This window comes from Paraglaciecola marina, assembly GCF_004360155.1.
Lineage (GTDB): Bacteria > Pseudomonadota > Gammaproteobacteria > Enterobacterales > Alteromonadaceae > Paraglaciecola > Paraglaciecola marina.
Map to the genome: position 1 here is coordinate 37,495 of NZ_ML178727.1, position 24,067 is coordinate 61,561.

At 38.6% G+C, this 24,067-nt stretch carries 19 protein-coding genes; 12 read left to right on the forward strand and 7 right to left on the reverse strand.

Going from position 1 to position 24,067, the window contains the following annotated elements; translation table 11 throughout:
- Positions 1-88 precede the first annotated feature (88 nt).
- Positions 89-964 (reverse strand): NAD(+) kinase, encoded by an 876-nt coding sequence (gene nadK / locus EOK74_RS05390; protein ID WP_133468904.1) that lies wholly within the window; start codon positions 962-964, stop codon positions 89-91.
- Between the two features lie 194 nt (positions 965-1,158).
- On the opposite strand from nadK, the gene nagZ reads away from it, so the two are divergent.
- Both nagZ and EOK74_RS05400 read left to right on the forward strand, forming a co-directional pair.
- Positions 1,159-2,184: a beta-N-acetylhexosaminidase gene (gene nagZ, locus EOK74_RS05395; protein WP_133468905.1), complete on the forward strand. Its 1,026-nt coding sequence runs from the start codon at positions 1,159-1,161 to the stop codon at positions 2,182-2,184.
- 205 nt (positions 2,185-2,389) lie between these two features.
- Complete coding sequence (locus tag EOK74_RS05400; RefSeq protein WP_133468906.1) at positions 2,390-2,740, forward strand: YunC family protein; 351 nt, start codon at positions 2,390-2,392, stop codon at positions 2,738-2,740.
- An 84-nt stretch (positions 2,741-2,824) separates the two neighbouring features.
- On the opposite strand, the gene EOK74_RS05405 is transcribed toward EOK74_RS05400, so the two are convergent.
- Positions 2,825-3,844 carry a LysR family transcriptional regulator gene (locus EOK74_RS05405; protein ID WP_133468907.1) on the reverse strand — a complete coding sequence of 340 codons (1,020 nt, stop codon included), beginning with the start codon at positions 3,842-3,844 and terminating at the stop codon, positions 2,825-2,827.
- Between the two features lie 352 nt (positions 3,845-4,196).
- Between EOK74_RS05405 and EOK74_RS05410 the strand changes: the two genes are divergently transcribed.
- The 7 genes from EOK74_RS05410 to EOK74_RS05440 all read left to right on the forward strand — a co-directional run bounded on the left by EOK74_RS05410 (position 4,197) and on the right by EOK74_RS05440 (position 14,210).
- Positions 4,197-5,786 (forward strand): flavin monoamine oxidase family protein, encoded by a 1,590-nt coding sequence (locus EOK74_RS05410; protein WP_133468908.1) that lies wholly within the window; start codon positions 4,197-4,199, stop codon positions 5,784-5,786.
- Entirely contained in the window at positions 5,776-6,390 is a 615-nt protein-coding gene (locus EOK74_RS05415) for a c-type cytochrome (protein ID WP_133468909.1), read from the forward strand. The genes EOK74_RS05410 and EOK74_RS05415 overlap by 11 nt, the downstream gene beginning before the upstream one ends.
- Positions 6,391-6,404: 14 nt before the next feature.
- Positions 6,405-6,899, forward strand: coding sequence for a RidA family protein (locus EOK74_RS05420; RefSeq protein ID WP_133468910.1), 495 nt, complete (start codon positions 6,405-6,407; stop codon positions 6,897-6,899).
- 135 nt (positions 6,900-7,034) lie between these two features.
- Positions 7,035-8,468, forward strand: a complete 1,434-nt coding sequence (locus tag EOK74_RS05425) for an SLC13 family permease (RefSeq protein WP_133468911.1) — start codon at positions 7,035-7,037, stop codon at positions 8,466-8,468.
- Positions 8,469-8,856: 388 nt separating this feature from the next.
- Entirely contained in the window at positions 8,857-9,675 is an 819-nt protein-coding gene (locus EOK74_RS05430) for a sulfite exporter TauE/SafE family protein (protein WP_133468912.1), read from the forward strand.
- Between the two features lie 32 nt (positions 9,676-9,707).
- The gene (locus tag EOK74_RS05435; protein ID WP_133468913.1) at positions 9,708-10,865 is read left to right on the forward strand and encodes a pyridoxal phosphate-dependent aminotransferase; all 1,158 of its coding nucleotides are present in this window, start codon (positions 9,708-9,710) and stop codon (positions 10,863-10,865) included.
- Between the two features lie 675 nt (positions 10,866-11,540).
- Positions 11,541-14,210 carry a TonB-dependent receptor plug domain-containing protein gene (locus tag EOK74_RS05440; protein ID WP_133468914.1) on the forward strand — a complete coding sequence of 890 codons (2,670 nt, stop codon included), beginning with the start codon at positions 11,541-11,543 and terminating at the stop codon, positions 14,208-14,210.
- A gap of 424 nt (positions 14,211-14,634) precedes the next feature.
- Here the strand turns inward: EOK74_RS05440 and EOK74_RS05445 are convergent, their stop codons facing one another.
- The 3 genes from EOK74_RS05445 to EOK74_RS05455 are packed head-to-tail and all read right to left on the reverse strand — an operon-like array spanning position 14,635 to position 20,236.
- Complete coding sequence (locus tag EOK74_RS05445) at positions 14,635-16,134, reverse strand: CsiV family protein (RefSeq protein ID WP_133468915.1); 1,500 nt, start codon at positions 16,132-16,134, stop codon at positions 14,635-14,637.
- Positions 16,134-19,628, reverse strand: coding sequence for a transcription-repair coupling factor (gene mfd / locus EOK74_RS05450; RefSeq protein ID WP_133468916.1), 3,495 nt, complete (start codon positions 19,626-19,628; stop codon positions 16,134-16,136). The genes EOK74_RS05445 and mfd overlap by 1 nt, the downstream gene beginning before the upstream one ends.
- Positions 19,628-20,236: a PilZ domain-containing protein gene (locus EOK74_RS05455; protein WP_133468917.1), complete on the reverse strand. Its 609-nt coding sequence runs from the start codon at positions 20,234-20,236 to the stop codon at positions 19,628-19,630. The genes mfd and EOK74_RS05455 overlap by 1 nt, the downstream gene beginning before the upstream one ends.
- 130 nt (positions 20,237-20,366) lie before the next feature.
- Here EOK74_RS05455 and EOK74_RS05460 point away from each other — a divergent pair, with 130 nt between their 5' ends.
- The 3 genes from EOK74_RS05460 to EOK74_RS05470 all read left to right on the forward strand — a co-directional run bounded on the left by EOK74_RS05460 (position 20,367) and on the right by EOK74_RS05470 (position 22,758).
- A complete protein-coding gene (locus EOK74_RS05460; RefSeq protein WP_133468918.1) occupies positions 20,367-21,578 on the forward strand; it encodes a lipoprotein-releasing ABC transporter permease subunit in 1,212 nt (403 codons plus the stop codon).
- Positions 21,579-21,691: 113 nt separating this feature from the next.
- A complete protein-coding gene (locus EOK74_RS05465) occupies positions 21,692-22,255 on the forward strand; it encodes a phosphoribosyltransferase (protein WP_133468919.1) in 564 nt (187 codons plus the stop codon).
- A 110-nt stretch (positions 22,256-22,365) separates the two neighbouring features.
- Positions 22,366-22,758, forward strand: coding sequence for an MmcQ/YjbR family DNA-binding protein (locus EOK74_RS05470; protein WP_133468920.1), 393 nt, complete (start codon positions 22,366-22,368; stop codon positions 22,756-22,758).
- A 112-nt stretch (positions 22,759-22,870) separates the two neighbouring features.
- Here EOK74_RS05470 and EOK74_RS05475 read toward each other — a convergent pair whose 3' ends face one another.
- Together EOK74_RS05475 and EOK74_RS05480 are read right to left on the reverse strand one after the other, a co-directional pair.
- Positions 22,871-23,257: a hypothetical protein gene (locus EOK74_RS05475; RefSeq protein ID WP_133468921.1), complete on the reverse strand. Its 387-nt coding sequence runs from the start codon at positions 23,255-23,257 to the stop codon at positions 22,871-22,873.
- Between the two features lie 123 nt (positions 23,258-23,380).
- Positions 23,381-23,950 carry a hypothetical protein gene (locus tag EOK74_RS05480; protein WP_133468922.1) on the reverse strand — a complete coding sequence of 190 codons (570 nt, stop codon included), beginning with the start codon at positions 23,948-23,950 and terminating at the stop codon, positions 23,381-23,383.
- Between the last annotated feature and the right edge of the window lie 117 nt (positions 23,951-24,067).

Genomic DNA, 24,067 nt, shown 5'->3' on the forward strand with positions numbered 1-24,067 from the left:
AGCTCCAAGTCATGTTTAAATATACAGTATATGTAAATATAAACAGGTGTTAGGCCTGTGTCTAGTAATTAGTTGCTTTTATGGACGATTAGTAAAGTTTGCTACCCCAGCTTAATTTTGTACGTAACACATTGAAATAGTTATAACCTTTAGGATGTATCAAGGTTAACTTTGCTGGGTTTTTACAGATTTTAATTTCATCGCCGGGTAATACTGTTAGCACTATATGACTATCACAGCTTACCTGTAGGTTATCGGTGTTTTCAGGGGAAACTTTTAAAGTCACTATACTATTAGCATCAACTACTATGGGTCGACTACTCAATGTATGAGGGAACATAGGCACTAAGCTTAATGCGTCTAGTTTAGGAGTTAATATTGCACCGCCTCCAGATAGAGAATATGCTGTTGAGCCTGTTGGTGTTGCAACTATTAACCCGTCAGAGCGTTGACTAAATACAAAATGTTCATCTAAGTAAACTTCGAATTCCATCATATGGGCAACTTTTCCATGGTGCAATACCACTTCATTTACGGCAGAGTCTTTACTTTGAATTTCTCCATTTCTATAAACAGCAACTTCTAGTAAAAAGCGTTGTTCTACCTTACATTCACCTTCAAAAATGCTGTCTAACTGTGGTTCGATATCGTCAGGGTTGATGTCTGTTAAAAAGCCAAGGTTGCCTCTATTAATGCCCACAACACCAACATTATATTCAGCCAGTACACGAGCGACACCCAACATATTGCCATCTCCGCCTACAACTATCGCTAAGTCAGCTTGGCGCCCAATGTCTTCAATGCTGCAAACTTCTACATCTTGACCATCTAAATTGCTGGCGGTATTGGTTTCTACCAAAATATTGCAGCCTCGTTCGTTCAAATAAACGATCAATGCACTGAGACTGATTTTAGCACCTTGGTGTGCTTGCTTTCCTATTAACCCTACGGTTTTAAACTTCATTTAATATGTCATTAACTATATTTTTCCAGAGTATAACCAGTTGGGAGTTTGAAAGTCATATCTTTTAGTCTTATTGCTAACAATTAAGTTACATATATAAAGTAAAAAATTTGGGTAATTGATTGACTGTTAGATTTAACGGTCTTTATAGTAGCGCCAAATTTTATTAGCAAATATAAGAAGCATCACCTTTTATGGGGCCATTAGTGATAGATGTGTCAGGTTATGAACTGACACCAGAAGAAATAGATATTCTTGACCATCCGTTAGTTGGGGGACTGATATTATTTACCCGTAACTACCATGACCAAAAACAGTTAAAGGATTTGGTTAAACATATTAGAGAAGTGACGCGTAACGATATTTTGCTTGCTACCGACCATGAAGGGGGCAGGGTACAGAGGTTTAGAGAGGGCTTTAGTAAAATACCTGCTATGGGTGACATTTCCCAGCTTTCAAAGAGGTATCAGCTTGATACAGACGCCTTTACTAGAGAATTAGGCTGGCTAATGGCAGCTGAGCTGCAAGCCTTTAATATCGATATAAGCTTTGCACCAGTACTTGATATTAATGGTATTTCAGAAGTTATAGGTGATAGAAGCTTTCATCAATCACCAGATCAAATTGTAAAATTAGCTAGCCAATTTATTCGTGGCATGAAAGACGCGGGTATGAGTGCCACAGGTAAACATTTTCCTGGGCACGGTAATGTTTTAGAAGACTCCCATGTGGCTATTCCCATTGATAGCCGCAGTAAATCAGAGATATTTGCGTTGGATATGGCGATATTCTCAGAAATTAATAAACAGGAGTTATTAGATGCTGTGATGCCAGCCCATGTTATTTATCCTGAAGTAGACGAGTTACCTGCGGGCTTTTCTTCTAAATGGATCAAGCAGATACTTCGTACCGATTTAGGATTTGATGGTGTGGTGTTTTCAGACGATTTATCCATGGAAGGGGCTGTGCAAATGGGTGATATTGTTGAAAGAGCAGAGCTTGCCATAACTGCCGGCTGTGACATGGTTTTAGTGTGTAACGACCCAAGCGGCACGGTAAAGGTTATTGATGGATTACCTTCTGATATAGTTATGGGGGAATTAAGTATTAAAAGAGTACTAGGCTTAAAATCTTCGAGTCAGTTTGATTTTCAAACCTTACAAAGATCGCAGCAGTATAAAGACATCACTTATACACTTAACAGTATAAACGAGCTATAGAAGCGGTATGCAACCCTAGATGCCATTTATGCTCTTTTACAGGGCATAAATTGTGGACGGGAAATTCGTATTAGCCAGCTAACTGTTATTTATCTGTAATTTTATTAGCTTTGGCTTATGAAATTAACTTTAAGTATTCATTGGCATTATTGCTGCTTCGTCTACCTACAGCCGCTGTTCGGCCAATTAACTTGAGAAAATTTACATGTTGAAAAATAAAACTATAAAAAGATCTTCCTACCTAGCTATTAGTTTGTTTACGTTATTGTCTATTAACTTACAAGCTGCACCATTTGATTGGGATGGCCTTGAGAAACAAAAAATAGATTTAAAATTGCCTTTATTGACAGTCCAAGGTGAAAAGGGCTTGCTAGCTTGTGCTTACGTTGACGTTGCCACTTGTGAAAAAACCGGGGAAGCCTGTGCAATAGTGTCAGGGGTTAAAACCCATGATGATATGTTATCTAGACCTGTCGTTGCATTGTCTAGTGCAGCTGAAGCGTTAGGAGTAACCAAAGGAATGTCAGGGGCAGAAGCTTTAGCCTTGTTGCGTTAGCTTGGTGTTCTTTCGCTGATAAATATATCAAAGGCGTATTTATGTAAATATGCCTTTTAGTATTATTATGACTCTTATTACTTTTTAAATACTGTAGTTTTCAGTTTGTTGATCTAACAGATCTGCAACATTGTTAGGTTCATTGCGCCGGTATTTCTCATCTAGTAATTTACCACGCCAATGTTGTTTAGCATGGGTATCCGCTGAAACTTCTCGAACCAATTCAAATATAGCTTTTACAATATTATTGTTTTGTTTTTGTTCTGCCATTTGCAGATATACCATACGGCTTAAGTTAGGCTCTATCATCCTTATTGGACGAACTTGACCACTTTGTTCTAAATGAAAAGTGGCTGAAGACGGACATATTAAAAGTCCTACACCTTGTGTAACGTAATGAAGGGTTGTCATTAATTGCCCAAATCCTCTTTTAGATTTGAGTTTTATACCGCGCTTCTGGGCTTCTAACTGAAGCAGCTGGGTTAGTGCATCTTTCTGTTCTGGAACAAAAATTTCATAGTGTTGCAGGTCAGTAAAAGGTAGGTTCGAATATAACGCTAATTCACTATAAGACGGATTTTGTGGTTGTTTTGAAATATATAAAAATAAATCTTCATCAATTATAGGGAGTGCTTTAGAACTCGTATTGATATTCATAGGGGTAAAACATAATGCTAGGTCGATACTACCTTCAGCTAGCCATTTTTCTACTTCAAAACTAGGCCCTATTTTATAAACCAGTTCAATATTTGCGAACCTATGTTCAAGTTCTTTCAACAAGGGTATAGACAGCACATTACAATTAGATTGGCTAAGCCCTAATATCACTTTGCCTTTGTATTCAGACTGGTCACCAGCCAAGTCTGATTTTGCGGCCTGCATCTGCCCCATTATGAGCTGGGCATGTTTTTCGAATTTTTTTCCTGCTTCAGTTAACTCCACGCCTCTAAAATCCCGAGCAAACAATTTAGCCTTGAGTTCGTGTTCCAAATTGGCTAACTGCAAGCTTATAGCTGGTTGGGCTACATCCAAATGGCGGGCAGCGGCTGTAATGCTACCTTGTTCAGCAGTGACTAAAAAATATTGTAATTGCTTAGAGTTCATAGGCGTTTCATCTTATTTTTAACCGCTTTAATCATTATTAGAATTACGCCTCTATATTCATTTTATGCATATTTATTAGAACTCATTGCGCCCGTTATAATTTCATAAATATATTTGTTGGCCAATTATAAAGAATTAATCGTAATAATTCTTCGCTTTAATAACAGTTATTTAGATCATAGCAACATTTGTCATCTGATACTTGGCGGGAGCTACAAGCTAGATATATATTTATTATGTACCTGAACAATATTTATGTGCCTTCTGTCACATTCGTTCAATTTGTATTATCGCTTTAAGATTTAGTTGTTGTATTGGTTTAAAAATAACAAGGTATTTATCAAATCGCTTTATGTTGAATATTACTAGAAGACAATTTCTTACTATGGTCGGAGCCGCAGGCGGCTCTTCGGCGTTACTCAAAACATCTCTAGCTTTAGGCCTAATGCCCGATGAGCCATACACAGGTCCAGTCAAGGTTAAACCTGCAGCCAAAGGTCAAAATCCAACAGCACTTATACTAGGTGCAGGGCTTGCAGGTTTGTCGACGGCACTAGAATTAGAAAGAGCCGGTTACGATTGCACTATTTTAGAAGCTTCATTTAGACCTGGTGGCCGTAATCTAACCGTTCGTAATGGTGACAAGATTGACGAAATGGGCAACCCCCAGATTTGCCAATTTGACAAACAAGAAAACATGTACTTCAACTGTGGCCCCGCCCGCATACCTGGCCATCATAGACGTTTATTACATTATTGCAAAACTCTGCATGTACCGCTACAAATTAAAGCCAACAGCAGCAAGATGGCCTATTTTCAGGATGATAAGTCCCTCGGCGGTAAGCCTAAACGCATAGTGGAATATCATACCGATGCCCGTGGTTTGATGTCAGAACTATTATGGAAGTCAGCAGACTCGAATCAGTTCGATCAACTTCTAAGTAAGGAAGATGTCGCTAAGCTGAAGAAGTTCTCAAAAACCTACGGTGACTTAACTGAAAATGGTAAGTATATAGGGAGTGATAGAGGCGGTTCTACAACAGACCGCATGCTTGACTATCCATCACCACGAGCCCCTATTGAGTTGAAAGCAATGTTAGATAGCAGCTTCTGGTACGGTGGCTTATTGGGTTCAGAAACATACGATTGGGCCGAGCCTCTAATGGAACCTACAGGTGGAATGGACAATGTCATCAAAGCATTTCTAAGAAACCTAAAAAGACAGCCAGTGTTAAATGCTCAGGTTAAGAAAATATTTAACCGTGGTTCAGGAGTTGAGGTTACTTATGAGCACAGTGGAAAGTTCCACACTGTAAAAGCTGATTATTGTTTTAACAATATTCCTGCTCATTTTATGGCTGGTATAGAAAATAACTTTTCTGATAATTACCAATCTGGTTTAAATGCCATTAAACGGGGTCATTTATTCAAGATTGCTTTTCAAATGAAAGAGCGGTTTTGGGAGAAAGACGGAATTTATGGTGGGATCAGTTACTCTAAAGATGCCATAGGGCAGATTTGGTATCCGTCGCACGATATTCACGCTCAAAAAGGCATTTTGTTAGGTGCATATACTTGGAATGAAAAAGCCACCAAGATGTTCGAAGCTCTGTCGCAAGAGGAACGACTTAAAGCTGGTGCACTTTCAGGTGAGAAAATCCATCCGGGTTACAGTAAATACATAGAAAATGGCATTACTATTCCATGGTCTCGAATGAATCATCAAATGGGTTGTGGTCTACGAATGAGCCATGACAATTTTGAAAAGTACTATCATGTGCTTCAAAAACCTGAAGGTCGCCATTTTATGATTGGCGATCAGATAAGCCATCATACGGGCTGGCAAGAAGGGGCATTAGCTTCAAGTGAACAGGCCTTGCAGCAACTAAATAAAATGTTAGCAGCCAACTTTAATATTGGAGAACCCAATTATGTTAGCTAAACGTTATCTGTCATTTATCATATTTGGTTTGCTTGCGTTTCATCTCAATGCAGAAGAGGTAGTGACACCGGTTGGTTTAGAGTATTGCACTGTATGCCATGGTGCTCAATTAAAGGGTAATGAAAACATTCAAGCCCCAAGATTATCAGGTTTATCTGATTGGTATTTGGAACGTCAATTACTCAATTTTAAAACTAGAGTTAGAGGCGATCACCCGGATAATTTGACCGGGGGAGAAATGATGTTAATGGCTAAAAATTTAACTGCTCAGGAAATCAAAGACATAGTTAAATGGGTAACCTCTACCGATTCTCCTAAACCTTTGGCAACCATTGAGGGCGATATAAAGGCTGGAGAAGCCCTATATCAAACCTGTTCTGCATGCCACGGTCCTAATGCTACAGGTAATAAAATGCTTGGAGCACCTAATTTGAGCGGATTAAATGATTGGTATATATTTAATCAGCTTAATCATTTTAGATTAGGCATGCGCGGTACCCATAAAGCTGACACTTATGGTCAACAGATGCGAGCGGTAAGTGGTGTAATTACTTCAGAAAAAGATGCTGCGAACGTAGCTGCATACATTCATCAATTAAAATAGCAGGAACAAAGTTTATGAAAAAATCTTTATTATTGGCGGCAACAAGTTTGTTAGCGACAAGTGCGTTAGCCGATGTTACCCGTCATGCCTTACCTAATAACAGTACTTTCCCTATTTCTCGTGCTGTTGAAGTATCTCCTGAAACAACTCTAATATTCCATAGTGGTACAGTACCTGGACCTGTAAATCCAGATGCTAAACGTGGTAGCCGTGAATACTACGGTGATACTGAGACTCAAGCCTTAAACGTATTTAAACGAATGGAAGCTTCTTTTAAAGAACTAGGTGTTGATTTTGGTGACATTATTAAAATGCAAGTGTTCTTAGTTGGTGACCCAACAATGGACGGTAAAATGGATTTTGCAGGTTTTATGAAAGCCTACACCAAATATTTTGGTACCAAAGAACAACCTAATAAACCAGCTCGTTCAGCATTTCAAATTGCTGGATTAGCCGGTGGTCCGAATATGCTAATTGAAATTGAAGCAGTGATTGCTCGACCTAATTAGTATTGTTAGCCACTAATTTCTCCGAGTTAGTGGCTTTTTTTCTATTCTAAATATCTAATATTGCAGTCTTTTTTATTCCACACAGCTTGAAAATATGAGAGATTATTCACACACCAATTGGGTTCAGTGAGTAATATGCAAAGCAATAATAAATATATTTTAATATCAATCGTATCTTCCTTAACCTTGTATTTTTTGTTGATTTTCTGGGGACATAATTCTGCGATTTCAGCAACCGCTGCCATAACCTTATGTACTGCAATGTTATGGGTGACAGAAGCCATTCCAATTCCTGCTACGTCATTAATTCCATTTTTCGGTTTTCCCATGGCTGGGGTAATTGACTATAAAGAGGCGGCCTCTGCACTAGGAAGTCACGTCATTCTATTATTGATGGGTGCTTTTATGCTTTCAAAAGCATTGGAGAAGTCAAATGTTCATAGCCGTTTAGCCTATTATTTAGTGAATATCACTGGTGGAAAAAGTGCTAAGCGTTTGGTTTTAGGCTTTATGCTTACTGCTGCAATATTAAGCATGTGGATTTCAAATTCAGCAACAACCCTGATGTTATTACCCATCACTTTAGCGGTTTTAAAACATGTAAAAGATCCACGTTTAACCATAGCCATGTTATTAGGTATTGCATACGCAGCAAGTTTAGGTGGGGTAGGTACTCCTGTTGGGACTCCACCTAATATCATTTTTATGAGTGTATTTTTAGAATCTCAGGGTAAAGAGATTAACTTCTTAGAGTGGATGAAAACAGGAGTGCCAATCGTAGTTATTGGGATACCTGTTATTGCGTGGTGGTTAACTCGAAAACTAGACGACAAGCAAGAATTTATATTACCTAAATCTGGTAAGTGGTTACCTGCTGAAAAGCGAGTATTGATTATCTTTTTAGGTATTGCATTAGCTTGGATGTTTAGACCCTATTGGACAGTTTGGTTAAATATGCCCTCAATTGGTGATAGTACCGTTGCTTTGGTGGGGGTTCTAGTGATGTTTTTAGTACCTAATGGCAATAGAACTGAACTGCCAAATACAAAAGTTGATGCAACCAAAAAAGAAAAATTTGGTGAGGTAGTCGAAAAACCAAAGTCTGACAAACTCCTCGATTGGGAAACCGCAGTGGATATTCCTTGGGGGATGTTGTTATTGTTTGCCGGTGGTATTTGTATCGCTAAAGCCTTTTCGGCATCCGGTTTAAGTGAGTTATTAGGGCAATTATTGACTGGATTGTCAGCTTTACCTGTTCCTTTACTTATCTTATCAATTTGTTTATTTGTAACATTTTTAACTGAAATTACCTCTAATACAGCAACCGCCACTTTGTTAATGCCCATTTTAGCGGCTACGGGAATGGCCGCAGGTATTGACCCTGCGCTAATGATGATGCCAGCAGCCATTAGTGCAAGTTGTGCATTTATGTTACCGGTTGCCACTGCTCCAAATGCAATTGTTTACGGTATGAACAAATTTAGTATTCAAACTATGGCACGGGAAGGCTTTATGCTAAATGTATTTTTGGCATTTATTATTACTGGTGTAAGTTACTTCACTATTTAAAAAATGCACTTAGAAAGTATGATTAACAAAGAAGTTTGAGAAAGAAATCTCTGTACTTTCAGCTTTATTTTGAAATGTTTCTTCACATTTATAAACGACGACTGGCTCTATTTTTGAGTTAACAAACTTGTTTTTTTTTAGTTTTTGTTATGTTGTTATTTTGTAATTATTTGTAAAATAAATGCAACTTTTGATGCTTTGCACCATTGTGGGGTTTTAAGTTCTGGAGTGGTGCTTTAGTTTGCTGGGTGTTCTTCTAGGCCCCTATATAACTGGTTGTATCGGTCTTGGCATCATTTCTGCAGTTTCACCTTTGTACAGCATTTTACTCTGTATGTTCATAAGAGCTTAGCTCAATTTAATTAAAATTTTTTAGAATAGTGGTGTTATGGAACTGGAGTTGTTGTTGTTTGTTGCTACCTTGTGTGTAGCTGGTGCAGTTGCCGGTATAACCTCGGGGTTATTTGGCAATGGAGGTGGGTTTGTAGTGGTTCCAGCCTTATTGGCTGTTTTTCCATTTTTCACTGAGTCTTCAGCTGAATTAATGCAAGTTGCGGTGGGTACGTCTTTGGCGTCTATCATAATATCGAGTACTCGATCGGTACAGGCTCATCACCGTAAAGGAGCCGTAGACTTTAAGGTCTTAAAAGACTGGGCTATTTGGCTCGTTTTAGGTGTGTTGATCGGTATTTATATAGCGTCTAAAACTAGCTCAAATGCACTGATATTGGTTTTTGCTACTGGTGTATTCTTTTATTCTATTTATTTTCTATTTCCAAAATTGTTTGCAGGTAAAACAGACTCTTTAGACATGCCAAAAGGAATAGGGCGAGCTGCTTTGGCTACTTTTTTAGGTGGCTTTTCAGCATTGTTAGGTATAGGTGGTGGAACTATAACTGTTATGACTATGGTGATATGTAATAGGCCTGTTCATCAAGCGGTTGCAACGGCTGCAGGTGTTGGCTTTATTATTGGTTTACCGGGAGCTATAGGGTTTATGGCAATGGGACATAATGTACCTAATTTACCCTATGGAACATTCGGTTACGTAAATATACCCGCGCTAATAGCGATTAGTGTTGGCTCAATCATTACTGCACCAATTGGTGCTAAGTGGGCCCATAGTTTAGATGAAGTACTACTTAAGAAACTATTCGGTGTGTACCTTATCGTAGTGTCAATTTGTATGTTCTATAAAGCGTATTAAAACTTAAAGATAAAAATTAAAGGTAAAAAATTATGACTGATAAATTAAGTAGACGTTTATTTTTACAAGGTTCAGTGGCTGCTTCAGCACTTGCTGCAAGTGGTATTATTACGGGTTCTGCTGTTGCTGCCCATCATCAGACTCCTGCTGTTGCTTATGGACCCAAGCCGGGCGTTGCTAAGTTAAATGCCAATGAAAACCCTTATGGACCTAGTCCAGCGGCCATGAAAGCTATTATGGAAGCTAGTGCAAAAGGGGCATATTATGCTGCTGATCCTTATCGCGTTTTAGTGGACATGATTGCAGAAAAAAACTCAGTTAGTAAATCTCAGGTTTCTTTAAGTGCTGGTTCCAGTGGTGTGCTTTCATACACGGCAGTACTTGCCTCTACTAAAGGCAAGATTTTAGGGCCGGATTTATTTTGGGATACCACGGCTAAAACGCCACAAAAAATTGGTGCTGAAAAAATCAAACGAACAGCAAAGACCAAAGATTTAGGTATTGATTTAGACGCTATGTATGCAGCAATTACGCCTGACGTCGCCATGGTGCAAATTACAAATCCAAATAACCCTACAGGTCGATTATTAGATCCCGTTAAGTTGCGTGAGTTTTGTATAAAAGCTTCTAAGAAAGTCTTGGTACTAGTTGATGAAGCGTATAACGAAGTGACTGATATGCCTGAGAAAAACTCCATGATGGGCTTAATAAATGAAGGTCATAATGTTGTAGTTGCACGAACATTCTCAAAGCTATTCGGATTAGCTGGAATGCGTGTTGGTTATATGATCGCTTCGGAAGAAAATACAGCTGAAATAAATCGTTATAGCCTAGGCGGTTACTCTATGAATCAAGCTGGTTTAGCTGCAGCAATTGCTAGTTATAATGATGAAGCTTTCTTAAAAATGTCTAAATCTAAAATTGTCGAAGGCAGAGAAATGATTTTATCTGCGGTTAAGGCTAACGGATTAATTGCTTTACCATCTGAAACAAATTTTGTATTTGTTGATTTGGGTAAAGGTAATGCTGAAATATTCAGACAAGAAATGGCTAAGCAGAATGTATTAATTCGTGGTATTTACCGTGATTATAATAACTGGTCTCGAGTGAGTACTGGTTTGATCCCTGACGTACAAAAATATGTTGATGCTATGCCTTTGGCGTTAGAGAAAACTCTAGCTAAAGCTTAATTACTTAACATTATTGGTTACTAGTAGCTTAAGTATTAAGTTACTAGTAACTGGTTTAACTGCAATAAACTCTAGCGTCATTCTGCTTTTTTCATTCTTTATTTATTCCCAAGTTAGCTGAATTTTATACACTTTAGATGAACGTAGGAGTTTCAATTAGCCTGCTTCGAAGATTTTCTCACGTGCTTAAAGCACTTGAGAGTTAGACGTATCGGTTTCTATCAATTGTTATCAAATCAATTTAGGTCTCTTCTTAACTGACGATAAGTCCACTCAATCGTTATGATAATTTTAAGTTGCAACATATAGGTGCAATTAGTCTTTTTTGGCCCGTTTAAATGAGCTTTTGCTCACCCTAGTTGTTTTTGTTTAACCTCCTTTTAGATTAATTTAGGTTGTCGTAAATGCTTGAGCATCGCTGCAGCTATTAATTTTAAAGGGGTTGGCGAGATATAAGAAAAATATTGTCCCCATAAATAGTAAAACCGGTTCCGGTTGGCATCTGAGTTGCTTTTTACATGTAGAGGAATGGTAATTAATAACCAATATTTATTTATTAAGTGCATTGCACAGAATTAATACACAAGAATAATTAACAGAGTACTGATTTTAGTTGATAAGTAATTCCCAACGTTTTCAAGCACATAATAAAAATGTCAAAATAAGAGGTAATACATGCTTAAGCTACACACACTAAGTCGTTCTATTCGACGTAATTTACCGGTAATTGCAGCCAGTACTGGTTTGCTTTTAACGTCACCCACTATTCTAGCTCAAGAAGAGCAGGCTGATGATGCAAACACAGAACAAATTGTTATTACAGGTTCTCGTGGGGCACCTAGGTCGGTAGCAGATTCAGCAGTGCCAGTAGATGTTTTCAGTGAAGAAGACTTAGTATCTGTACCGTTTACTGATACTAACGATATTTTAAAAACCTTAGTTCCTTCGTATTCTTTATCACGTCAACCCATTTCTGATGGTGCATCATTTATACGTCCTGCTACATTACGCGGTATGCCTACCGATAAAACACTAGTACTGGTTAACTCAAAGCGTCGCCATCGTTCTGCTCTAGTGCAAATTGGTGGTTCAGGTACTCAAGGTCCAGATATCGCAACTATTCCTTCTTCTGCACTTAAAGGTGTTGAAGTGTTGCGTGACGGTGCGGCCGCTCAATATGGTTCAGATGCAATTGCTGGTGTGATTAACTTTCAGTTAAAAGATAATGATGAAGGAGGTTCTCTTTCAATAGATATGGGTCAATATTATGAAGGTGACGGTGAGCAATTTACTGTAACTGGTAATATTGGTTTTGCGTTAGGTGACAAAGGTTTCGTTAGTGTGTCTGGTGAAATATCGGATCAAAGTGCTACCTCTCGTTCAGAACAATATTGTGAGTCTTGGGCTTGTGTAGATTCAGACTCTGAAGACTTTTTAAATTTTGATACTTCAGTTTACGGATATGATGAAGCTGCGTACATTGAAGGCCTAGCTGATGCAAATATTGGTTTTGGTGATGTAGTGCAGCCATGGGGACAACCAAACTCTGCAGCAACGCGTTTGTTTATTAACTCAGGCTACGAAATTAACGATACCACTAGACTTTATGCCTTTGGTAACTATTCATCAAGCGAGCATGATGGTGGATTTTTCTATCGTTACCCAGGTAATGGCACAATCGAGACACTTCGTTTAGAAGATGGATCTTTATACTCACCATTAGAAAAATTCCCAGGTGGATTTACCCCTCGATTCTTTGGTGATATCACAGATTTCTCATTTGTGGCGGGGATTGAAGGTGAGTTTGCTAACGAAATGACCTACGACTTTAGTGGTCGCTTCGGTTCAAACGAAATTTCTTATACACTTAAAAATACCATAAACCCATCGTTAGCCGATGAATCACCCACGGAGTTTCACCCAGGTGACTTGATTAACGAAGAGTTACAATTAACAGCTGACTTTACTCAATATGTAGACTTCGGTATGGCTAACGAAGTGTTGTTCGCATTTGGTGCAAGTTACATGGAAGAAACCTATGAGCTTGTGGAAGGCGATGAAGATTCATATAAAGTAGGCGATTTTTCATATTCGGATACATTTGACTTCTGTAATGATGACGGTTCAACGACTGCAGATGGTCAAAATGTAATTGATAATTTTGGTTCGTCTCTAGACTGTTCAAATCCTGACGATCCTGTTTATACGTCAGTTAGCCCAGGTTCAAATGGCTTCCCTGGATACTCCCCAGAATATTCACAAAAATATACACGTGATTCTTTAGGTGTCTATTTAGACGTAAGTACTGATGTAACAGACGCTTTCTTTATACAAGGTGCATTACGTTACGAAGACTACTCTGATTTCGATGCTGAATTAGTTGGTAAAATTGCATTTAAATATTCACTAACTGACGAAATTAATGTACGTGGTTCAGTAGGTACAGGCTTTAGAGCACCTACACCGGGTCAACAAGGTACCATTAACGTATCTACTCGATTACCTGATGGCTTCCCTGTTGCGACAGGTCTGTTTCCGGCACTTAGCGCTGAAGGTCAAGCTTTGGGTGCAGAACCACTTAGGCCAGAAACTTCTGAGAATTTATCTTTAGGTATGTCTGGTAGTTTTGATGACCTGACTTTAACCATTGATTTTTATAGAATTGCTGTAGATGATCGTTTTTATGCTGTATCTACACGAGATGTTTCATCATTTGAACCTACGGATCCTAATGACGATGATTATGAATCCGATTTAGCTGCCTATGAAAACTATCAAGCGTTACTTCTTGCAGCTGGAGAAGAAACCGCAGGTTCTATTGGTGGAGTTAACTTCTTCCAGAATGCATTTGATACTGTTACTTCAGGTGTTGATATTGTTGCTACTTATACATTAGGCGACACTGTTTTAACTGGTTCTGTAAACTACAACTCTTCAACTATTAATAATTTTGGTTCGGAAGAGTTAGAAGAGTTCTTGAACGATGAAGGCCAATATGATTTTGAAAACAGTGCTCCAAAGTGGAAGGGTGTTTTCTCTGCTAAGCATAGTTTTGATGCGTTAAGCGTTTTAGTTCGTGCTAACCTTTATGGGTCTTATTCAAATGCGATCGACTCTGCTGCAACTAATGTTCAAGAATATGACCCTAGTGTATTGTTTGATTTAGAAATGAACTATGCATTAAGTGATTCTTTAACCTTAGCAGCTGGTGCTCGTAACTTGTTTGATACTTACCCTGATGAAGGTGATAGTGGTGATGCATGTTGTGGTCGAGTATACTGGTCTGGTGACACAGTAGATTGGCAAGGTGGTTACTACTACGCTCGTTTAAACTACACTTGGTAATATGAAGTTTTTTTAAGTTACTTTTGAAAAGCCGTCATTCGTGACGGCTTTTTTATTGGCTGTAACTTTACTTCAATGAAATGGTTATTTCGTTAAGGATAATCATATCAATGTTTTAATGTTGAAAATTGTAGTGAAAAAGCACATTCTGAAGGCTTTGTCTACGGCCACGCATAGCATTTATCTAAAGTGAGTATAGGACTCGATTGCACAGAGACAGGTGTGGAAAGGTGATTGCAGATGCCTAGTGACCCGCTAAAGAGAATTATGAGGCAGCTAATAACATAAAATACCTGCAAACTTTGCTTTGGCTAGAGCTGAGATGCATAGCGTACTAAACTTAGAAAAAACAGAGGTCACCTATCAAATGGAAGTGGAAATTGATTGCTTGCACCGTCGAGTTTTTGATATTTAAAACTAATATTTATTCTTTTTTAGGTTCTTCTATTTCTGGCCAATTATAACGATTAATTGTGACTACCATCCCAAATAAGGGATGATCAAAATAGTGTACCTGTTTACTTATTACTCTGCGTAATTGATCAAAGTTAACACTTTCTAAAAAGTTAGCTTGCTCATAATTTCCAGAGATTAAAGTGGTTTCTGAGTTTTCCATAGACTCCTGCGACTTAAATACTGGGTGGCGATAATCTAAGTCACTGTCTATATGTAAATAAGGTACACGACCAATATTTCGTAAATAAACTGCTACTTCACCGTCTAATTGCCAGATGTCACTAGCTTGGACTGTTGAGTCTTCTTCATCTTCAGTTAAATCTGGTTTGTCACTTAGAAGCTCAGTTAAATTAACAGGGGTGCTATCATTTAATGCATTATCAATTGTCCTAAAGAAATCCTCTGTAGACTCGATATCTAGGCTGGTTATCTCAGGCTCAACCGGTTCTATGTCTAATGACTTTTCTGCTTCAGGAATATAAACGTCTTTTTCTTTTAGCGAGAGCGCATCAAAAAGTGTATCTGTATCTTGTGGTATTAATTCACCGCTATTTGTATAAGCATTACCATAATTTTTACCTGCAAATAAGCGAGTAGCCTGAGTGTTCTCTCGTCCAAAGGTAACTTCTTGACGCCATGCTAAATGTAATAATGGAGTTATACCTTTTTGGTACTTAATACTTTGATATAGCTCTTCCATTCTGAAGGTGTCCACAGGTAGTAAAAATGCTGGCATTTTTGTTTGCCATTCTATGCCGTTTATTTTTACTGGTACTTTAGTGATTAAATCAGTCGGGTTGCTAGTATCCTTTTTAGGAGTTGAAACTAACATCGGGTCAATTTGTTCAGAATAGGCACAGGGTAGGTGTTCTGGTATTTGCCATTCTATGTAAGACATATCAGTGAGTTGGCTTACATTAGGTTCTGATTCATTATCTTCATAAGTAGATAAACCTGTGACGTTTACGTTTTGGCTATCTATAAATGAGCTTGGGTTTGTAGATACTGATTGTACTTCTAAACCTAGTGCAGGTAAGTCTGATTCTAGTTCTGGCTCAGGCGATAAAAGCTCATCTATAGCTGTACTTAGGTTTTCAACCCATTGCATGTTTGGAATAACAAACCTTTGTCGTTCTGCGGTACTAACCTCTTCCCGCTTCGATGCTCGGCAGTAGTTGAGTCCTGCTAATAAATAAGAAGTGTCGGGTGTTAAATATGGGCTGAGTATATCTAAGGTGTTGTCTATTTTTTGGGTTAGACTTGATTGCTTAAATTTTTCAGAAACAGCATTAGGCTCTAATGTTCGTTCAAATAAAATCACTTCTACATCAAACCACCATTCTTGTTCTGCGGCTTGTAAGTGTTGTGTAGCAGTTAATACACCTAAACTTACTAATGATAGTTTTAGCGCTTTTGGCGACAACAAGCTCGTAGTTGAAGATAATAAAGTGGTTAATTTGTAGGTCATTAAGCAGCTCTTAATTGTTGGCTAAATTCATTTAACATATCAGTGAATAGTTTAAGTCTATCTTTGGCTGATTCAGTAGGCACGTTAAATTTTAATTTTTGTGGACCATCTAATTTATATATTCTGGGTTGCGATTGAATCAGTTTGATAATAAAGCCAGGGTCAATCTGGGTGTGTTGCGAAAACTCAACAAAGCCACCTTTATTGGTACCTTCCATTTTAGATACGCCAATTTTCTTGGCTGTTATCTTTAACATGGCGACATCGAGCAGATTTTTAGCACTTTGAGGCAATAAACCAAACCTATCTATTAACTCAATTTGAAATTCGTTAATAGCTCTTTCATCTTGGCAACCTGCCAGTTTTTTGTACAAAGACAAGCGCATATTAACGTCAGGTACATAATCATCTGGAAACAAGGCAGGTAACCGTAAGTCTATATCGGTTTGCTCTGACAATGCAGAATCAAGAGAAGGTTCCTTACCTTGTTTTAAGGCTTCTACGGCTTGTTCTAACATATCCATGTATAAGGTAAAGCCGATACTGGATATTTGCCCAGACTGACCATCACCTAATAGCTCACCAGCTCCACGTATTTCTAAATCGTGAGTGGCAAGAGCAAAACCGGCACCTAACTCTTCTAAAGATGAAATGGCCTCAAGACGTTTTTTGGCGTCTTTGGTTAGTCGTCTTGGGTGGGGGGTCATCAAATATGCGTATGCCTGATGGTGGGAACGACCCACACGGCCTCTAAGTTGATGCAGTTGCGCTAAACCTAAATGGTCAGCTCTATCCATCACAATTGTGTTGGCAGATGGCACATCAATTCCGGTTTCGATAATTGTGGTACACAACAAAACATTAAATCGTTGATGATTAAAGTCAGACATCACTTTTTCGAGCTCTCGCTCACGCATTTGCCCATGGCCAATGACCACTCGAGCCTCCGGGACAATTTCTGCAATTTCTTCTGCTGTGCGCTCTATTGTGTCTACTTCATTATGCAAGAAGTAAACTTGGCCGCCACGGAGAATTTCTCGCATGATAGCTTCGCGAATTAAGTCTTTACTACGTTGTTGTACAAAGGTTTTAATCGGTAAACGTTTTGCAGGCGGCGTCGCAATAATCGATAAATCACGCATACCACTTAAGGCCATATTTAAGGTGCGCGGAATAGGTGTTGCAGTTAACGTTAGAATGTCTACATCTGAACGTAATGCTTTAAATTTCTCTTTTTGGCGCACACCAAAGCGGTGTTCTTCGTCGATGATCACTAAACCTAGATCATTAAACTTTAAGCGCTCTTGTAACAAGGTGTGGGTACCTACAATGATATCTACATTGCCTTCGCCAATGGCTGATACCACACGTTTAGAATCTTTAGCACTGACAAATCTAGATAATACTTCAATGTTAAAGGGGAAGTTTACAAAACGTTCCTTAAAGTTTTCAAAATGCTGATGGGCTAACAGGGTAGTGGGTACCAAAATAGCCACCTGTTTACCCTGATTGGCAGCGATAAACGCTGCGCGCATGGCGACTTCTGTTTTACCAAAGCCAACATCACCACATACTAGTCTGTCCATGGCATTGGCTGAGCCCATGTCTTGAATGACAGCGTTGATGGCTTTTTGTTGATCTAGTGTTTCTTCAAAGGGGAAACTATCAGAGAAAGCTTGGTATTCATCCCATGCTATTTTAAATGCATAGCCGGGTTTTGCAGCACGTTGGGCGTAAACATCTAATAGCTGAGCGGCGACATCTCGTACTTTTTCAGCGGCTTTTGTTTTAGCCTTTGACCATGTATCTGTGCCTAGGTGATGCAGTGGCGCGTGTTCTATGTCACCGCCACTGTAGCGACTGATCAACTGCAAAGAAGCCACAGGGACATATAACTTAGACTTTTTGGCGTATTCAATAGTTAAATATTCTGTAGTAATGCCACCAGCATCTAGGGTTTGTAAACCTAAATAACGGCCTACGCCGTGGTCAAGATGCACCACAGGCTGGCCTAATTGCAGTTCAGCCAAATTGCGTATAATCGCACCTTCGTCTGTGCCTTGACGGGTATCCCGTTTACGGCGGTGACTGATTTTATGACCCAGCAATTCGGTTTCAGTTATAAATGCAACAGGTAAGTCTTTATCATCAATTAAGAAGCTAAATTCTGCTGCGCCTACTGTTATTCCTATTGGCTCATCGCTATACAAAAATTCATCTAGCTGGGTAAAGTACTTAGGTTTTATCTCTGCTTTTGTGAGAATTTCTAGCAGGCCTTCACGGCGACCTGCTGATTCAGTGCTAAATAACACTTTAACCTTTTGTTTTTGCCACTCAGCGACATGTTGCTTTAATGAAGTCCACGGAATTTTGTTTTGTGGTTTCAGGGCAATATCAGCAATGGGGTGGGTATTAAAATTATAATGTCCTGCTTTCTTACTGATTGAATCCTTGCTTATTTGAACTCTTGGCCAGTCTTTTAAGGCGGCAAACAACTCTTCAGCACGCATAAAAATATCTGCTGGCTCTAGCAGTGGGCGTACTAAGTTATAACGTAGTTGCTCGTATCTGTTGTTTACGTCTTTCCAATAGGTGTCGTGGGCGATTTGTAAATCACCATGCATTAAAATGGTGGTATCTGCGTTTAAGTAATCAAATAAGCAGGAGGTCTTTTCAAAAAACAGCGGTAAGTAATATTCAATTCCCCCTGGCATCAAGCCTTTGCCCACTTGGTAATAGATAGACTCTTTGCTGTTGTTGGCATCAAACTTTGTTAAGTATTGTTGTCTAAACAATAAGGTGGCGTCTTTATCTGTGGGGAATTCTCTCGCGGGCAATAACTTAATTTCGTCTACTTTATCTCCTGAACGTTGTGTCTCAGGATCAAAGTGTCTAATACTATCGACTTCGTCATCAAACAAATCGATACGAAAAGGGTGTGAACTCCCCATTGGGAACAGATCAATAATACTGCCACGTATAGAAAACTCACTATGGCTCATTACTTGGTTAACATGTAAATAACCCGCACGCTCTAAGCCTGAACGAAATTCACTAATATCCAAGGTTTGGTTGATTTTTAATATCAGTAGATATTTTCCAATGTAATCAACTGGAGCCATACGCATAATCAAGGTATTTAGCGGTACAATAAAAATGCTCCGCTCATTTTGGGTGAGCTGATATAAGGCTTCTAAACGCTGAGATACAATATCTTGATGAGGAGAAAAGTTATCATAGGGTAGGGTTTCCCAATCAGGGAATAACTGCACATTAACTGTTTGATTTTGTAAAAAGTAATCCAGCTCTTTCTCAAGTTTGATTGCACTGGGTGTATCAGCCGTTATTAATAACAATGGCCCGCTGGCATTTTCAGCAGCCGAAGCAATGGCTAGAGCTGTACTGCTGCCTTGCAGGTTCCCCCAGTGGCGAATGTCATTATTAGATTTTTGGTTGTTGTTAGGTAACGGCGGTGAAAAAATACTGTCAGTCATTAATTGTTTTCGTTTTGGTTCATTTTCATAGTTTTACGTTTACGGAGATTAGCTGCTTGTAAATGTAAGCTGGCTCTTACCAATAAGTCTTGGTCTTCATCTCGTATACGGGAAAAAATTAGCGATATATGGTACGTATCATCTTCTTGCTTACAAGTAATAACTTCAGCAAAACAAAAAATAGCGGCGGCTTCTTCCCGTAAAAATAATTTCACTTCTACGGCTGAGCCTATTTCCCAAGGGTTTTCGCTTGCAACCACTAAACCGCCACCGCCAAATTGTATAGATTGATGACTGTTAGCTTGGTCTGAGTGCTGCTGTAAAATAAGTGACATCATCAAGTCGATTTTTTTTGATTGGTGATTTAAAAATTCGGCGAGTTGTGAAGCATGTTCACCCAAGCTCAGTAATGGTCTAAGAGCTTTACTGTCTATTTCTGACAACTCATTAGCAATCTGAAATTCAAAGGGCATATGTTCATGCAATTCCTCCACTTCAGGGAGGGTAAAGGTCTTATCTAACAACCGCATATTCACCGGAACAATATGCTTTATCATGAAAAACTCTTCAAATTGTTCATATTTTTGCTCAAGCGTAAGGTGCTGCATAGGATCTCCGGCGATTGCTTTGCTTGTTAGATTTCTTCCAAGCACGTATTATTCAACATCACTTTAGAGTATACCAATACTTAACAGGTTATTTTTCAACTGTTTATAATTAAATAAGAATCACATTCACATGTTCTATCCTGTTTCAGCCTTTATTGGCTTACGTTATGCCAAAGCTTCTAAGGGCAGTCATTTCATTGCTTTTATTAATTTTTTCTCAGTAGTAGGGATTGCCTTAGGATTAATGGCGCTGATTACCGTGTTATCAGTGATGAATGGCTTTGAAGGTGAGCTTAAGTCACGTAACTTAGGCATTACACCTCATATATTGGTCGACCAACATACAGACCCCGAAGCCGAAAACATAGATTTTGAAAGTATTCCTAGTGTGTTGGTTGCCAGTGAATTTATTGAGTCAGAAGGATTAATACAGTCATCTCAAGGGCTACAGGGGGTAATCTTTCAAGGCGTGCAGCCTAGTGTAATGGAGCAATCATCTATCGTTGCAGAAAACATGCTAGTGGGGCAATTCAGTAATTTAAAGCAAGGTGAGTATGGCGTTATAATTGGTCGCGCATTATCTTTAAAGCTAAATTTACGTGTTGGTGAAAAGGCACGTTTATTAGCGTCTGAAAACAGCTACTTTGGGCCTTTTGGCAGAATGTACAGTCAGCGAGTGTTTAAGGTTGTGGGTATATTTAGCATGAGCTCAGCCTTAGACGACAAAGTGGTGATGTTACATATTAATGATGCGGCTAGGTTGCTCAGAGGTAGCCCCCAAAATTTAGCAAAAACCCGCTTGTTTTTAGATGATGCCTTTAATTACAAAGAGGTTGTACAAGTTTTAGCGTCACATGGTTACCAATCTACAAATTGGCGAGACAGACAAGGCGTATTATTTGATGCCGTAAAGATGGAAAAAAATATGATGTCGCTAATGTTGTTGCTCATTATTGCTGTTGCAGCCTTTAATATTGTATCTGCATTGGTGATGGTGGTGTCTGAAAAACAAGGCGACATTGCCATACTACTCACCCAAGGAATGACTCGCACTCAAGTGATGTGGATATTTCTGTTTAATGGGGCCTACAACGGTATTAAAGGCACATTAATTGGCGTGTTACTTGGGGTACTCACAGTGAGTCAAATAAATAACATCATAGTATTGTTAAACATCCCTATCTACTTTGGTGCTAACGGGCAGGGCTTACCCATTGATCTACAATGGCCCCAAGTTGTATTTTTGATTGGTACTTCACTAGTGTTATGTTTTTTAGCGAGTGTGTACCCAGCAATCCGAGCAGTTAAAGTAGAACCTGCACAAGCATTGAAGTATGAATAAAAACCTTAAATGTTGTGATGAATTGATGCCTGCTTCGATATACAATACTGCGCTAAATAACGTTTAGGTTAAATTAACCAGGCGTTCCCTAAAGTTTTAAGGTTACCAACTCAATGCAAAAAACATTTATTACTGCACAAATGTTACTAGAAGATTCGTTCCGAGTAGCGGCTCAGGTTTATGACAGCGGCTTTCGCCCCACTTTTATAATTGGTATCTGGCGTGGTGGTGCTCCAATCGGTATCGCGGTTCAGGAATATTTTGATTTTAAAAAAGTTGAAACCGATCATATAGCGGTTCGTACTTCGTCTTATTATGGTATTGACCAACAATCTAAAACCATAAAAGTACATGGTTTACATTATCTGATTGAAAACGCTAATGCTGACGACACCCTTTTAATTGTTGATGATGTTTTTGATTCAGGGCGCAGTGTTGATGCCTTGATAAAACAAATTAAAAAATTATCTCGAGCCAATATGCCAAGTGATGTGCGTGTTGCTTGCCCTTATTACAAGCCCAGCAACAATAAGACCGAAATGGTTCCGGATTACTTTGTGCACGAAAGTGACGAATGGTTGGTTTTCCCCCATGAAGTGGCAGGGTTAACACCAGATGAAATTATAGAAGGTAAAACTGACCTTAAAAACGTATTACATTTGCTCAAGCAAGACTAATCGAAAGATAGAAAAACATTATGATTAAAGGCAGTTTACTGCCTTTTTTATTGTCTGAAATTATGAGTTATTATTCAAAAGGCGTTACATTGACTGCAAGGGTGTAAATTATGAACCAACTTGTCGCTAAGCAATATCTATTACAAAAGCCGTTCAGCACTGAAAACTACCCATTTGGTGAAGGTGTTGCAGTGTTTAAAGTCAAAACAAAGATGTTTGCTACTTTATCTTTGGGGAAAATGGCCAAAGCTAAAAAAACTGAAGGTGTAGATGGACCTTATTGGATGAATCTTAAGTGTGACCCAAGTCATGCTCTTGAACTACGAGATATTTTTCCATCGGTAATACCCGGTTATCACATGAATAAAGTACATTGGAATACTGTGATACTCGATGGCTCAATTCCTCAGGGAGAGATTGCGCGTATGATAGACCATTCATTTGAGCTAGTAGTGTCAAAGATGACGAAGAAAGACCAGCAGTCAATATTATTGCATCTTTAAGATAGATTAGACTTCATTAGTTACTGAGGTATAACGTCCAATTTAGTGGACAGAAATAGTTGGTTGAAAATAGCGTAAAAGCAAAGTGTTTATATTCCTATAAAAGTTTTTATCAGGTATTTTTGCAACGGAGCCATATTTTAAAATACATGAAAGCAAGAGTAGCTTCCGTAATAACAGCCAGTAAAATACCTATGCCAGCGAACCCACGCAAGTATTCTGCACTACCAAGAAAAGCCAATGCAAACATAGATATAGAAAGGCTAAAACATATAGCCTGCCTAGATTCTGAATGCTTAGCGTTTCGGCCGAACCAACTAAACACAGATATTCCAAGAAACAACATTGCAGCCCTTCTACCCATAAAGAAAGCAGAACTATTTTCATCAATATGAAACAACATAAACAATACTTCGGGAATAAGTATAAGAACCAAACACAAAGTAAATGCTATAACCGCTGTAATTGTACTTGTTACTTTAAATTTAATCATGCTCACCTTTAATGCCTAACGCTTTACATAAACAGCGGGGTAAGTTGGACGCGTTTTTGCGCCGTTCGTTTTGCAAAAACCGACCTGTTTGCGGAGTCAGGTTGGATGCGTTTGTTAGGTGCGCGCCTACTAGTAGATATAGTTTTCATCTATTTTTAGTTTGGAATTATCGAGCAAGAATAAACACATGGATACATAGTCTTCTGCGCGTTTTCTTCCTGATGGACTCCAAATATTCCAAAATTGATAAGAAAGTGATGATGAATACTCGAATATCCATTGGGAGCCATCCATACCAATAATTTCTTCATCAGGTTTAAAATTCCAGCCATCTATTCTTTCAAACAATGACCTCAATTGATTAGATTGATTTTCTGTTAATTCAAAGCGTTTATTGCTCTCTAGTTTTCCTGGTTCATAACCACCAGCCCCTGACAGTTTCTTACTTTCTAGAGTACATTTTTTGTCACAATCAATTCTTATAACTACTGGAGCATGAAAAGTACGTAGCCATGTAAATCTATACGACTCTGCGTACTTGGTCTCATTGAGAGGTGATTCTTTAGCCGCATATAAATGTTTTGAGAACCAAGCTATTTCAAACTCATTTAGTTCAGACGTCTCAGAGAAGTATTCCGCATTAATAGATTTACAACCAGAAATACATAAGCAAAAAAAGAGACTAACTACTAGTTTCATCCACTGAGTACCTAACGAGGGTGTAGAAAAACCCTCACCTTAAAATTTATTTTAAAAATTGAGCTAATTTGACTATAAAAACGCGTCGCTACGTGAAATCTGTATAGGTTTAACCAT

Coding starts and splice junctions, on each gene's coding strand:
- nadK (WP_133468904.1), bottom strand. CDS start 964: ATGAAGTTTAAAACCGTAGGGTTAATAGGAAAGCAAGCACACCAAGGT.
- nagZ (WP_133468905.1), top strand. CDS start 1,159: ATGGGGCCATTAGTGATAGATGTGTCAGGTTATGAACTGACACCAGAA.
- EOK74_RS05400 (WP_133468906.1), top strand. CDS start 2,390: ATGTTGAAAAATAAAACTATAAAAAGATCTTCCTACCTAGCTATTAGT.
- EOK74_RS05405 (WP_133468907.1), bottom strand. CDS start 3,844: ATGAACTCTAAGCAATTACAATATTTTTTAGTCACTGCTGAACAAGGT.
- EOK74_RS05410 (WP_133468908.1), top strand. CDS start 4,197: ATGTTGAATATTACTAGAAGACAATTTCTTACTATGGTCGGAGCCGCA.
- EOK74_RS05415 (WP_133468909.1), top strand. CDS start 5,776: ATGTTAGCTAAACGTTATCTGTCATTTATCATATTTGGTTTGCTTGCG.
- EOK74_RS05420 (WP_133468910.1), top strand. CDS start 6,405: ATGAAAAAATCTTTATTATTGGCGGCAACAAGTTTGTTAGCGACAAGT.
- EOK74_RS05425 (WP_133468911.1), top strand. CDS start 7,035: ATGCAAAGCAATAATAAATATATTTTAATATCAATCGTATCTTCCTTA.
- EOK74_RS05430 (WP_133468912.1), top strand. CDS start 8,857: ATGGAACTGGAGTTGTTGTTGTTTGTTGCTACCTTGTGTGTAGCTGGT.
- EOK74_RS05435 (WP_133468913.1), top strand. CDS start 9,708: ATGACTGATAAATTAAGTAGACGTTTATTTTTACAAGGTTCAGTGGCT.
- EOK74_RS05440 (WP_133468914.1), top strand. CDS start 11,541: ATGCTTAAGCTACACACACTAAGTCGTTCTATTCGACGTAATTTACCG.
- EOK74_RS05445 (WP_133468915.1), bottom strand. CDS start 16,134: ATGACCTACAAATTAACCACTTTATTATCTTCAACTACGAGCTTGTTG.
- mfd (WP_133468916.1), bottom strand. CDS start 19,628: ATGACTGACAGTATTTTTTCACCGCCGTTACCTAACAACAACCAAAAA.
- EOK74_RS05455 (WP_133468917.1), bottom strand. CDS start 20,236: ATGCAGCACCTTACGCTTGAGCAAAAATATGAACAATTTGAAGAGTTT.
- EOK74_RS05460 (WP_133468918.1), top strand. CDS start 20,367: ATGTTCTATCCTGTTTCAGCCTTTATTGGCTTACGTTATGCCAAAGCT.
- EOK74_RS05465 (WP_133468919.1), top strand. CDS start 21,692: ATGCAAAAAACATTTATTACTGCACAAATGTTACTAGAAGATTCGTTC.
- EOK74_RS05470 (WP_133468920.1), top strand. CDS start 22,366: ATGAACCAACTTGTCGCTAAGCAATATCTATTACAAAAGCCGTTCAGC.
- EOK74_RS05480 (WP_133468922.1), bottom strand. CDS start 23,950: ATGAAACTAGTAGTTAGTCTCTTTTTTTGCTTATGTATTTCTGGTTGT.